This window comes from Streptomyces sp. MnatMP-M17, from assembly GCF_900091995.1.
In the GTDB taxonomy this organism is placed as follows: domain Bacteria; phylum Actinomycetota; class Actinomycetes; order Streptomycetales; family Streptomycetaceae; genus Streptomyces.
In genome coordinates this window covers 1-10,885 of sequence record NZ_FMDK01000207.1, presented here as the reverse complement: position 1 = coordinate 10,885, position 10,885 = coordinate 1, and the positions used below count along the sequence as shown (strand labels likewise).

The following is a 10,885-nucleotide window of genomic DNA, read 5'->3' as shown; positions in this document are numbered from 1 at the left end:
TGATGGTTGACCCAGCCGCAGACACCGCAGCTGTAACGGCCGTCGAGCCCGGCGATCAGACTTCCGCACCGGCGGCAGTTGGCGTAGGTGATCTCGGGACCGGCACTAGGGACAGTCATCAGGAGGTGGGGCGGCCATCCAGCCGTGGCCGTTCGGGCACCGGCCGTCGCCATTAAGGGGCGATCCGCAGTTGTGGCATTCCATCTGGGTCCTTCAGAAGTGCGTGGTGCGCCCTGGCCGGCGCCGACGCGGGACAGGCGCCGGCCAGGGCTGTCAGGGGTATGACCGAGGCTGATAGCGGACCGGCTGCGGCGGAGGCTCCCGGGGACACACCACGTGCACATGAACGGTCGGTGCCACACCGGAACCGGTCTCGACTGAGCAAGCCGTAGACGGCCGGTGGGACCGGATGGGCTCGTCGCAGAGAGAGCAGATGTTCATGGCGTGTCCCGGCGCGCGGCAAGGTACGTCCGCCACAGAGTCTCGCCGTCCTCGCACCGGCCGTCAGGCCCCGTGCATGTGGCGCAGGGCTGCGTGTGATCCATCCACGCACGGTAAGCCGGAAGGAATCTCCCGCCCTCGGTGACGAGCACCCGCTGAAGCTGCCCGCGCCCACTGCCCGCATCCCGGTACTGCCAAGAGACGCTCACGACTCTCTGCCTTCGATCCGCTCACGGCCGACCCCCAGTAGCTCGGCCACGGCGGCCGGGTCACACAGCTTGTCCGTCCGCTCGACCGGCACGGCCCAGTAGGCGGCGACGGCGGTGGGCTCCGTCCGGTCCACCCGGGGGATACCGACCCACCCACCGCTCCCGCGAACCACGGCGAGCGCCGAGCGCCATGTCTCGCAGGTCCCGGTGGGCACGAGCGCGTAGTACCAGGAGCCGGGGTGACAGATCACCGGCCCGTCCAGAACCTCGGCGAGGGCGACACTCACCTCGGCCGGATCAGTGAGTCCGACCGCGGCGTGCACCAACTCCTGTGGCATCCGCACAGCATCGAACGCGCCCCCGGTACGGATGATGGCGGGTTTCCCGTCATCCCAGTCCTTGCTGGGGATTTCGGGCGCGTGGCTGGACGATAGGAGCCATCGGGCGATGGCCCTCTCGGTCTGCATCTTCGTGGACATGTGGCGTCTCTTTCCGACCCGACTCGGTGGACTGGACACCATCGTGAGAGTGACAAGGCGGCATGCGTATACGGCCTTTTCGCGGACGAGCGTATATTTCCGCCATGAGCCGTCGGGGACTCTGGACAGACGTCAGACTGCGCGCCGCCTACGCGCGCGGTGACTGGGCTGCTGTCCTCCGTGAGTACAGGCGCACCGCGGGGATCACGCAGGTCGCTCTCGAATCACTCCTCGGTATGCCGCAGCCGCACATTTCGGCTATCGAGTCCGGCCGCAGGAAGGTGAAAACTGCCTCGGTCCGGGCCCGGATCACTGAAGGGCTGCAAGTGCCAGCAGAGGTCATCGAGGCAGGACAGAGCGCTACGTACGGGACATGGGAGCCGTCGCCCGAGCTGCGCGAGCGGGTCGCCCACGGCCACGCCACCGGCCGTACGGATCTCCGTACCGCCGACTGGATCGGCCAGGTCCTCGCCACGCAGCGCCGAGCCGAGGACGACGGATCCGGCCACGACTTGTGGCCCGTCGTGAGATCACAATTGGACGCCGTCACCCGGCTGATCCCCGGAACGTCCGGCCCGGCGGCCGACAGACTGCTGCTGCTCGCCGCCGAGCACGCGCACTGGCTGTCCTGGGTGGCATGGCAGCAACGCCGCGCAGGCGCGGCCCTCGGCTGGCTCGACGTCGCGTATGGGTGGGCGACCGACGGGGCGCACGCCGACATGGCGTCGTGGCTCCTGCGGGTAAGGGCGAACTACAGCAGGAAGGGCGGCGACCCGGTGCGCGCGCTGCGGACCGCAGATGCTGCCCGTACGGTGTCCGGTCTGTCACCGGCCGCAGTATCGGCTGCCTCGCATGAGGCGTCGGTCGCCGCGGCAGCGGTCGGGGAACGGGACCGGGCTCGGCGGCTCGCCGAGACGGCGTTGCGGCAGGCGGTCCAGGTCCCTGATGAAGAGGACCGGCCGGGGTGGCTGTACTGGCTGACGCCTACACGGGCACAGTTGCAGGCAGCGGACGCGGCATATGCGCGCCGCGAGTGGCGGACGGCGGCCGATCAGATCCGGGCTGCGCTGCCCGACCTCGAAGGGGTACCCCGGGATCGGGCTCACTTTCAGGCGCGGATGGAGGATGCGGAGCGGCGCGCAGGCTAGCCGTCCTCGCCCTCACCTCGCACATTCAGGATGGTGCCTTCGCGGCCGTCGCCGAGCCGTCGTCGGATGGCGAGCTTCATATGCCCGATGGACGGTCCGGCCTCAGTGGTCTTGCCCTCGGTCCCGATGGGGATCTGCTCGAAGAGCTTCTCAGGGAAGTCGAACCGCTCGCGGATCTGCTCGGACTCCGTGTGGTCCCCGGTCTCGTGATCGTCAGGCTCGGAGGGGTCGTACGGAACGTAGGTGATCCACAGTGAGCGTGTGGGTGTGCCTGCGAGCGGATCTTCTTCGTGCGCCATGACTTCTCCCGTATTCGATCGTATGGCGGCTGATCGTAGCGGTGAGGTCTGACACGACGAGACCCCCGGGGAGTCGGGCCCCGGGGGTGCTACGGGACAGACTACCCGTCGACGGCGAGCGCCGTTTACGATCCGGCCGTGGCTATCGAACTCACCGACGCACTCATCGCCCTGGAGCAGCGCACCTGGGCCGAGCAGCAGGCCGGCGCGCTCACCGTGCCCACCGCCGCCGCCGTACAAGCCGCCGTCACCGCACACGCCGCGGACACCGGGCAGAACCGGTACCAGGTGGAGAAGGCGCTCAAGGCCGCCGTACGGCACCGGGAGTGAGGCGCCTCGCTCCGAAACCGCCCGCCGGATCGGACGCCTGCCCGATATCCTGACGGCATGCCCACCACCCCCGACCCTGGTTCCGTGCGGTCTGCCGCCGTCGTCAACGCAGACATCCGCGCCCTCTGGGAACGGGCCGCAGGGCGCGCGCTCTCGGCAGTCGAGCAGGAGCAGTACCAGCGGCTGCTCGTGGAATGGGCGTCGGTCGCAGGGTCAGAACCAGCTCATGCGGCGTGATGGTGGGGTGGACGCGTCCACCCCACCATTTTTATACCTGGGTCATGCGGACCATCGTGAGCGTCCGCGTGTAGATGTAGTACGTCGGAACCGTGGCTGTTGCCACCGGTGACCAGGACACATTGAAGAAGTCTGTTGTGCCGTTCATGAACTCTCCGCCGGAGGCGACTAGTTCCACCGTTCCATCCGCAATGGTGGCGAATCCGTTCAGACCGCCGCGAGACAGTACCGAGCTGTCGTTCTTCAGGAGCACGGTGGACACCGATGTGGGAGGGGTGCCTCCTGTCGGCTTCGGGAAGGAAATCGTGCCCATGGCGAACCAGTAGCCCGGGAGTTGAGGGATCACCCGTAGCCCGAAGTCGGCCAGAACGGCAGCGCCGGACACGTTGAACTGAAACGAGCTAAATCGGACACCTCGTAGTGAGCCCGAAGCGGTGTTGACGTATTTTTGCTGCGTGGTGGCAATCGCCTTTGCGGCAGGACGTAGCTGCACCCCGTTGTAGACGCCTTGAACGTCTGCGTCCACGGCTGTCGCGAAGTCCTCCATCGCCTGCGGGATGTCCGCAGGGTCGGACGGGACGCTGTACGGGTAGCCCCGGTTGATCGTGTTCGCGGGCATTTCAGGGTGTCTCCACGGGCGGCGCATTGGGGTCCGGCTCCGGGGGCTCCGGGGCCGGATTCGGGGGGTCTCCGGTGCCGTCCCAGCCGCCTCCGGGGTCGCCGATGATGATGGGGTCGGGCTGGGGCGGTGTGGGCGGCTCGCTGGGCGGCTCGGGGGCGTTGGGGTCGCCGATGATGATCGAGTCGTCCTGGGTGCTGTCTGCCATCAGGGGAGTCCTATCGCTGTGCTGATGCGGGTGGCTGTGATTGAGCGGGCGCCAACGCTTTTGGCGGTGGTGTGATCATGAAAAAACGTCATGCCGAACGTCTCCCCCGCCGTGGCCGCGAGGTACAGGCACAGCAGGTCAGGGCGCGTTGGGGAGGTCTGGGCCATGCGAAGGCTCTGAGCGGTCGCCAGCGGTCCCTGGGCGCCCGAGGTGGTGATGGTCGTGTAGGTGCCGACCTCGGTGGCCGTGCCCGACGCGGCCACCTCCAGGCGCCCCTCCAGCAGGTAGATGCCCGGCTGGGTGAAGGTCAGGAGTGTGGGGGTCGCAGGGTTCCACATGGAGGCGTTGTCGTAGTTCGCTCCGGCCGCGCCCCAGGTGATGGTGGTCGTAGTGGATCCGGGAATGCTCTGCGCAGTCAGGTTGGTGACCCGGACCGTCGGCTCGTTCAGGGCGCCGGCCCGTGCTGTCTCCAGCAGCTGCACATCGGCATCAACGGCGGTGGCGAGCGACTGGATCGCGGCTGGGAAGTTCTGGACGTCCGCGTACAGGGGGAAGGGGTAGCCGCGGGGGGTTGCTCCTGGCATCAGATTCTCCGTGCGGTGACGAGGTCCCAGGACAGGGAGCCGGTGGCTGTGACGACGGACTCCAAGGCGATCCGCATGTATCCGGACACGGGCGCGGTGACGGTCCCTGAGAGCGTGGAGATGGGCGGCGGGGCGGGGACGTTGGCGAGAGTGGTGATCACGGTGTTCGCCGACGATGTGGTCGGATAGAGGTCCGTCTCGTTGGCGAACCACAAGGCCAGCAGGGAAGCGGTGGCTGTCTCGGCCGCATCGATGTCGTAGTCGCCCCAGACGTAAGCGGAGACGCTGAGCTGGTCTCCTGCGGTGACGCCGATGGGCTCCGAGTACAGGAACGAGTCCGCTGTGGCTGCGGTGGTGGCGGCCTGGAAGTAGTACTGGCCGTCCGGGGCGGTGTCGGTGGGGCCGACAGCGACGAAGGAACTGATGTTGGTTATGTCGTACTGGGCCCACCCGTCCAGGCCCGATTCGAATGACGGGTTGGCGATGTCGTTGGAGCCGACGCCAGACATGGCGTAGAGGACCAGCCAGATGGAGTCCTGCCGGATCACCGCGACGAAGTCCCCGGTCTGCGGCGGCTGATCGCGGTTGAACGCGGCGTTGATGGGGGTGCCCCCGATGTCCACAGTGACCGAGGCGGGGGTGGCCGCGGTCACCGATCCGGTCCGGACCTGCGCCCACGGACCGCTGTCTGCTGCCAGGATCATGGCCTGGTTCTGGCTACGCACTGGCCACCAACTGAAGAAGCGAAAGGCGCGCGGAGAAGGAAATGGACGTGCCCGGGAATCCATGCCGGACGATGGTGGTGACGAACTGGCCCGCATCCAGGAACAGGCTCACCTGTAGCTGCTGGGCCTGCGCCGGGATCCCCGTGGTGTTGCGGGAGTAGCCCTGCCAGATGCCGGTCTGTACGCCGTTGACCAGCAGTCGTGTCCGCATCTGAAGTTGAAGAGTGGTGGTGGCCGTCACGAAGCCGGTGGCGAGGTACCAGCCGGGCTCCTGGATGACGAAGCCGCCGGTCATGGTCGGGTCGGCGAGGCCCGTGCGGGTTGACCACGCTGTGTTGGTGTAGAAGATCGAAAAGTCCGATTGGGTCGTCACGATGGCGTTGGTGAACATTTTCGCGTTGGGCGGGTACGCCATCTGGGTTTCGATTGTGTCGGACAATCCCTGCACGTCGCTGTCTATGGCCGTGGCGAGCTGGGACATCTGGATGATGTCTGAGGCGTCTTTCTGTACGGGCGGCTCGCACTCGGGGTATGGATAGCCCCGGTTGATCGTGGTGTCCATGACTCCCCCTGTCAGCTGGCCAGCGTGACGTCTGGCGATACGTAGGCGCGGCCTCCGATGGACTGGTCTGCCTGCGCCGTGAGCGGGTAGCTGATGCTGTCGATGACCTGGAGCGCGTTGATGCCCAGGCTGGTGACTTGGATGGCGTCTGCGGGTTCCAGGGAGTAGTCGGGGACGCAGCGGATGTCCCACTGGTTGACCATGGCGACGGATGCGAGGACCTGCGCGTCGGAGAGGGCCTTGGCCTGCTGGTCGGTCAGGGGGGTCTGGACTTTGATGATCTGGGAGACCTTGCCGTAGGGCCCCCCGAAGCGGGTGGGGCTGGAAGCGCTGGTGTCCCTGGAGGTCTGGCGTACGGGGGCGGTGGCGATGGTGCCTCCGGCACGTTCGGCAATGACTGTGATCGAGTTGGCGGCGCCGTCGCGGGTGCGGCGGATGGTGGCGTGGGAGATCAGCCCGTCCGTGCCGTCTGTCATCACCGCCACGGGATCCCCGATGCTGTACGGGAACGCCCTGACCGTGAAGGTCCCGTCTCCGAGGGCGTACCAGCGGGCACCCATTGCGGCGGCCAGGTCATCCAGGGCCTTCCCTCGGTCCTCGTCCCAGGACAGATCCGGCGGGACTGGCGCGTCGATGGCGTCGCCTTCGGTGAACTGGGCCTGGGGCAGTGCGTCGAGGATGATCGCCTGGATCTCGGCGAGACAGCTGGCGGGGTTCTTCACCTTCCAGATCTGCTCGAACCGGTAGGCGACCACGTCGGCGCCCAAATCGTCGCACTGGACGGTGACGGTTCCGTCGTCGTCTCGCCGTACGTCGGCCACCCGGCCTTTGAACAGCGGGAAAAGCTCCTCGGTCCCGTCGCCGTACCGCAGCCCCGCAGAGATCGAGATCACCGCAGTTTCGGGGGCGAGTGGGTCGGTGGCGGTGAGCGGATACCAGGTGTCTGCCACGTTGAAATTGGCGCGCCGGGTTACCCGGTTGGTGAGATTCGCGGTGACACTGCCGCCGCTGGTCGGGATGTCCGCCGTGGCGGGCGCTCCGAGGACATCGCGGGTGAGGGGAGTCCCATAGATGTCGGTGCTGGTGACGTGGAACGCAGGCTGGTGCGGGCGCGCGAGAGCCTGCCGGTAGAGGGGAGTTGCGGGAAGGACCATTCAGCTCACCCCGACCCACGTGCAGTTCAGTGAGAGGACGAGGGACCCCATGGTGACCGTGGCCGGCAGCGTCGTCTGCCCGGCCGGGCCGTTTCCGAAGCGACATGTGGCTGCGGTGAGGCCGATGTTCGCGGTCGCGGCGGACATGGACGCACACAGGGAGAACGATGGCGGGGTGGCCGCGTTGGCGAGGATGCCCACGTAGTACGTGCCCAGTGATGCGTTGTATGCCGACGTGAGCGGAATGCTCTTCTCACCTGTGGTCGTGAACGCTGTGGTGCAGTCCGCGGACACAGCGACTCGGGTGCCGTTGCCGTCGTACAGGCCCACGAAGTTCTGGCCGGCCGTGGGGGTCACTGGGGCGACGGCGATGTGGAGGCGCACCGCGGTGATGAGCTGGTTGCTGACGAGGCCCGGCAGCCGGATGAGGCGCAGCTGCCCGGACGTGGGAGCGGCCGAGGATGAGCACTGGGCGGGGTCGTAGTTCCAGGCCAGCAGACCCTGGTCGGTCGGGACGAAACCGCCGTGCGCGATCTGGGAGACCGCCAGGTTGAGAGGGCTTCCCCAGGACGGGGCGCCGATGACGGGAAGGGTGATGGTCATGTCAGTCTCCGTAAGGTCCGTCGCCGTAGAGGCCGTCCCCGTACCCGGCCTGGTCCTCGGGGTCCCCGCACACCGTGTCCCCGGTGGCGATCGCCTGCCACGTCCCGCCGGCTGCGGTCATGTCCGCGAAGGTGGGGTACGCCTCTTGCACGGCGCACCAGTTGGCGCAGGCGGTGCCCTGCTTGGGGCCGACGGGTGCGGTGACGACGGTGTAGGGAATGGTCCAGAGCCGGTAGGGGCGGCGCTGGTCGGCGGAGATGTACGCCTCGCGGATGGTGCCGGGCTGGACGTAGATGTCGGGCTGTCCGTACACCGGAGGCAGTTGGAGGAGTACTGGTCCGCCGTAGGTGAAGAGGTCATAGATCGCCTCCTTGGCTTCCAGGGTGCGTGTGAGGACCTGGAAGCTACCGGTGTGGTCCTTCCGGCGGGCGAAGACGTCTGCGGGGGTCTCGGAGCCGGTGAGGGGCAGGAGCGTGATGTCTGCGGCCCGTTCTCGGTCACCGAACCCGGCCCACACGAATGCAGGGGTCTCGTTGCCGCAGGTGTGTCCTTGCGTAGTGGAGCAGAAGTCGAACGCGCGGCTGGCCCATGGGCGTAGCGGGTCAACGGCGTACACGGACGAGGTGGCGTTGAGCTGAATGGGCCCTGCGATGAATGTTTGCGCGGATGGGGTGCCCGGTACTCCCACGACGCGGTACCAGACGTTTACGCCGAGGGGCGCGCCCGTATCGAAGAAGACTGCGGACTGGGACAGCAGCGGAATTGTCTGAAGGTATTCCCAGGGGCCGGTGTTGGAGTCTGCGGAGCGGTATACGTCGCATGATGTCTGGGTGCCCGGGGTGGATGCGAAGAAGATGTTGAGGGTGACTGTTGGCATTGTCAGCGCCTCCATCCTTGCGCCTGGGACTTGTTGCGCTGGCGGTCCCAAACATCAAGTCGCGCGTCCACGTAGTCGTCAATGGCCCGGTTGCCGATGCTCACCTGAATAACGGGCTCAAAGATCTGCCGGGCGGTGATGCTGCGGCTGCTGGACATTTCCACCTGCGGGGCGAGTCCGGGAAGAGACGTGGTGAGCGAAGCGAGTTGCTGCTCCAGCGCGGGCACGCTGTCGGTGATGCCCTTCATGAAGCCCTCCATGACGGCGCGTCCGGCGGGAATGAGGATGCGCCTGTCGAGGTCCTCGGGCCCTTTCCAGTCCGGAAGTCGACTGGTGATGCTTTGGAGCGTTCCGGACAAGCTCGGTAGCATCGATGTGATACCGGCGATCAGGCCGCGGATTATCGCCTGCCCTGCCGCTCGGAGGATCCCCTCAGCGCCAGGGAGCGCGGCTCGGATTCTGCCCGGGAGTGCTTGTACGCGGCCTACGGCATCGGCCGCCATCTGCACGATGGCGTTCACGAACGCCGTCGCCATCCGGCGCCCGGCCGCTGGGATTTCCACGACCATTTGCGCAACGAGTTTTGTTGACCGGGATTTGAGCGATTCGAATGCGCGGGTTCCGTCCTCGCTCATGTTTGTGACGACCGCCCCGGCGTTGCGCATCGCGCCTGTGAAGTCGCCGTCCAGGAGCGCGGTCACGATGTGGATCGTCGGAATGACGTAGCGGGTCAGGAAGCCGGAAAGGAGCTGGAGTGCGCCCGTTACCAGAGTGATGATCACTTTGGAAACGGCCGTGATCGCGGGCATGGCCTGCGCCCACGTTGCTGCGGCGAGCTGGATCCACGCCACGATGATCGGGGTCAGTGCGACCAGAAGATCCGCGAGCGCCTGTGAAAGCTGGAGCAGGGACGGTTCAAGTTGCACAAGTGCGTCCAGTAGGACGGGCAGGATTTGCTCTCCGAATTGCCCGAAAGCGGGCAGAATCTGACGGAGAATTTCCGGAAGTGCGGTCAGTAGTGGCATTAGTTGAGCGGCCAAGTTTCGCGCAAGCTGCTCGATAAGGGGTGTTAGTAGGACAAAAGTTTCGCTCAAACTTTCGAATAGCGGGGTCAGTGCAGGCAGGGCACCGGCGACCAGCTCGGCAGCCAGAGTTACCAGCGGTAGCAGTGCGACTACCAGGTCGCCCACAGCGCCAGCAGCGGAAGCGAGCACAGGGCCGAGCGCCGTCAAGATGTCCTGAAGCCCAGCGCCAAGGACGCGCACCAGCTCCTGCGCGGGCGGGGCCAGGATCTCGAAGATCGGACCGAGGAGCGCAAGAGCCTGCACAAGGAGCGGAGCGGCAGTGGAGGCGACGGTACTCATGGTGCGGGAGAGCGCAGCGAGCGCACGCTGGAACCCGTCCGTACCGGTCGCTTCCGCGAGCGCCCCAGTGATGATCTCCAGCACGCTGAACAGGCCCTCACCGTCGCCCGAGACGGCGTTCATGATGTTGCCGAGCGCCTCGAACACGTTGCCCGCAATGCGGCCGAGCTGAACGATCGTGTCGATCGCCGCATCGATCGCGTCCTCCAGCGCGCCGGACGCGAACGCCCGCGACAGTGCGGCAGCCGCGCCATCCGCCACCCTCGCCAGAGCCGTGGTGATCCGCTCGAACGACGGGCCCGCAGCCGCGGCGAGCTGCCCGAACGCGATGACGGCCTGGCCGGGGATACGTTCCAGGTCTGCGAGGCCGGCGTTCGCGGACTTCAGCGCGGTGCCGAGGATCCCGGAGGTGCCGAGCGTGACGGCCGCGTCGGATGCGCCGACCGCCATCCGGTTGAGGGACACGGCGGAGGCGTTCAGCGACTTCTGCACGGCGGGCAGCACCGCCGTAGACAATTCGCTGAGGGAGTCGTCAAAGTCCTGGAAGAACCGGTTCTGAACGCCTTGCTGGAGCCCCCACAGTTCCTTCTGCATGCTCTGGAGCTCGGTCACGAACGCGCGCGCCTCGGGTGCGAGCTTCGCGATTGCCTTGGCCAGTTCCTCCGGGTCGGCGTCCGGGTCAAAGGCCAGATCGATCGCGTCGGACACGCCGATCATCGCCACCTGCACAGCGCCTGACGCCGACCGGATCGCCAGCAGCCCCGTTGTTGCGACAGCAGCGGCTGGGAGGATCTGCTCGATCGACGTGACTACGCCGATGAGTGCCTGGGGCAGTGCGCCTGCTGCGGCGCCTGTGCGGCCGAGCGCGCCCCCAAGCTCGCCCAGTGGCCCGAGAGCTGCGCTCGCGGCTCTGGTGAGGCGTCCGGTGGATTCCTCGGCGTCGCGAAGGCTGCGTTCATCCACATCGACGTCGATGGTGATGTCCGGAGTGGTGGCCTGTGCTGCGGAGACGATACGGGTGAGGCCGGACCGTACGGCGGCCAGGG

At 66.9% G+C, this 10,885-nt stretch carries 14 protein-coding genes; 3 read left to right on the top strand and 11 right to left on the bottom strand.

Going from position 1 to position 10,885, the window contains the following annotated elements:
* Positions 1 to 646: 646 nt before the first annotated feature.
* Entirely contained in the window at positions 647 to 1,129 is a 483-nt protein-coding gene (locus GA0115259_RS10230) for a hypothetical protein (protein WP_093594097.1), read from the bottom strand.
* A 104-nt stretch (positions 1,130 to 1,233) separates the two neighbouring features.
* On the opposite strand from GA0115259_RS10230, the gene GA0115259_RS10225 reads away from it, so the two are divergent.
* A complete protein-coding gene (locus tag GA0115259_RS10225) occupies positions 1,234 to 2,277 on the top strand; it encodes a helix-turn-helix domain-containing protein (protein ID WP_093594094.1) in 1,044 nt (347 codons plus the stop codon).
* On the opposite strand, the gene GA0115259_RS10220 is transcribed toward GA0115259_RS10225, so the two are convergent.
* The gene (locus GA0115259_RS10220) at positions 2,274 to 2,576 is read right to left on the bottom strand and encodes a hypothetical protein (protein WP_093594091.1); all 303 of its coding nucleotides are present in this window, start codon (positions 2,574 to 2,576) and stop codon (positions 2,274 to 2,276) included. The two genes, GA0115259_RS10225 and GA0115259_RS10220, sit on opposite strands and share 4 nt — an antisense overlap.
* Positions 2,577 to 2,714: 138 nt before the next feature.
* On the opposite strand from GA0115259_RS10220, the gene GA0115259_RS10215 reads away from it, so the two are divergent.
* On the top strand, positions 2,715 to 2,906 hold the full coding sequence (locus GA0115259_RS10215) for a hypothetical protein (protein ID WP_093594087.1): 192 nt from the start codon (positions 2,715 to 2,717) through the stop codon (positions 2,904 to 2,906).
* A gap of 57 nt (positions 2,907 to 2,963) precedes the next feature.
* Positions 2,964 to 3,143: a hypothetical protein gene (locus GA0115259_RS10210; protein ID WP_093594084.1), complete on the top strand. Its 180-nt coding sequence runs from the start codon at positions 2,964 to 2,966 to the stop codon at positions 3,141 to 3,143.
* A gap of 31 nt (positions 3,144 to 3,174) precedes the next feature.
* On the opposite strand, the gene GA0115259_RS10205 is transcribed toward GA0115259_RS10210, so the two are convergent.
* The 9 genes from GA0115259_RS10205 to GA0115259_RS40165 form a co-directional block, all read right to left on the bottom strand.
* Positions 3,175 to 3,762, bottom strand: coding sequence for a hypothetical protein (locus tag GA0115259_RS10205; protein ID WP_093594081.1), 588 nt, complete (start codon positions 3,760 to 3,762; stop codon positions 3,175 to 3,177).
* 1 nt (position 3,763) lies between these two features.
* Positions 3,764 to 3,970, bottom strand: a complete 207-nt coding sequence (locus tag GA0115259_RS10200; RefSeq protein ID WP_093594078.1) for a hypothetical protein — start codon at positions 3,968 to 3,970, stop codon at positions 3,764 to 3,766.
* On the bottom strand, positions 3,970 to 4,554 hold the full coding sequence (locus GA0115259_RS10195; RefSeq protein ID WP_093594075.1) for a hypothetical protein: 585 nt from the start codon (positions 4,552 to 4,554) through the stop codon (positions 3,970 to 3,972). The genes GA0115259_RS10200 and GA0115259_RS10195 overlap by 1 nt, the downstream gene beginning before the upstream one ends.
* Complete coding sequence (locus GA0115259_RS10190) at positions 4,554 to 5,258, bottom strand: hypothetical protein (protein WP_093594072.1); 705 nt, start codon at positions 5,256 to 5,258, stop codon at positions 4,554 to 4,556. Before GA0115259_RS10190 ends, GA0115259_RS10195 begins: the two co-directional genes overlap by 1 nt.
* 13 nt (positions 5,259 to 5,271) lie before the next feature.
* Positions 5,272 to 5,841, bottom strand: coding sequence for a hypothetical protein (locus GA0115259_RS10185; RefSeq protein ID WP_093594070.1), 570 nt, complete (start codon positions 5,839 to 5,841; stop codon positions 5,272 to 5,274).
* Positions 5,842 to 5,852: 11 nt separating this feature from the next.
* Positions 5,853 to 6,995 (bottom strand): DUF5047 domain-containing protein, encoded by a 1,143-nt coding sequence (locus tag GA0115259_RS10180; RefSeq protein WP_093594067.1) that lies wholly within the window; start codon positions 6,993 to 6,995, stop codon positions 5,853 to 5,855.
* Positions 6,996 to 7,598, bottom strand: a complete 603-nt coding sequence (locus tag GA0115259_RS10175; RefSeq protein ID WP_093594064.1) for a hypothetical protein — start codon at positions 7,596 to 7,598, stop codon at positions 6,996 to 6,998.
* Position 7,599: 1 nt separating this feature from the next.
* Positions 7,600 to 8,475: a hypothetical protein gene (locus GA0115259_RS39580; protein WP_141716509.1), complete on the bottom strand. Its 876-nt coding sequence runs from the start codon at positions 8,473 to 8,475 to the stop codon at positions 7,600 to 7,602.
* A gap of 2 nt (positions 8,476 to 8,477) precedes the next feature.
* On the bottom strand, positions 8,478 to 10,885 hold a 2,408-nt coding region (locus GA0115259_RS40165), incomplete at its 5' end, for a phage tail protein (protein WP_093594058.1).

Bases quoted from the DNA above. Each gene is read 5' to 3' on its own strand.
- GA0115259_RS10230 (WP_093594097.1), bottom strand. From the start codon at position 1,129: ATGTCCACGAAGATGCAGACCGAGAGGGCCATCGCCCGATGGCTCCTA.
- GA0115259_RS10225 (WP_093594094.1), top strand. From the start codon at position 1,234: ATGAGCCGTCGGGGACTCTGGACAGACGTCAGACTGCGCGCCGCCTAC.
- GA0115259_RS10220 (WP_093594091.1), bottom strand. From the start codon at position 2,576: ATGGCGCACGAAGAAGATCCGCTCGCAGGCACACCCACACGCTCACTG.
- GA0115259_RS10210 (WP_093594084.1), top strand. From the start codon at position 2,964: ATGCCCACCACCCCCGACCCTGGTTCCGTGCGGTCTGCCGCCGTCGTC.
- GA0115259_RS10205 (WP_093594081.1), bottom strand. From the start codon at position 3,762: ATGCCCGCGAACACGATCAACCGGGGCTACCCGTACAGCGTCCCGTCC.
- GA0115259_RS10200 (WP_093594078.1), bottom strand. From the start codon at position 3,970: ATGGCAGACAGCACCCAGGACGACTCGATCATCATCGGCGACCCCAAC.
- GA0115259_RS10195 (WP_093594075.1), bottom strand. From the start codon at position 4,554: ATGCCAGGAGCAACCCCCCGCGGCTACCCCTTCCCCCTGTACGCGGAC.
- GA0115259_RS10190 (WP_093594072.1), bottom strand. From the start codon at position 5,258: ATGATCCTGGCAGCAGACAGCGGTCCGTGGGCGCAGGTCCGGACCGGA.
- GA0115259_RS10185 (WP_093594070.1), bottom strand. From the start codon at position 5,841: ATGGACACCACGATCAACCGGGGCTATCCATACCCCGAGTGCGAGCCG.
- GA0115259_RS10180 (WP_093594067.1), bottom strand. From the start codon at position 6,995: ATGGTCCTTCCCGCAACTCCCCTCTACCGGCAGGCTCTCGCGCGCCCG.
- GA0115259_RS10175 (WP_093594064.1), bottom strand. From the start codon at position 7,598: ATGACCATCACCCTTCCCGTCATCGGCGCCCCGTCCTGGGGAAGCCCT.
- GA0115259_RS39580 (WP_141716509.1), bottom strand. From the start codon at position 8,475: ATGCCAACAGTCACCCTCAACATCTTCTTCGCATCCACCCCGGGCACC.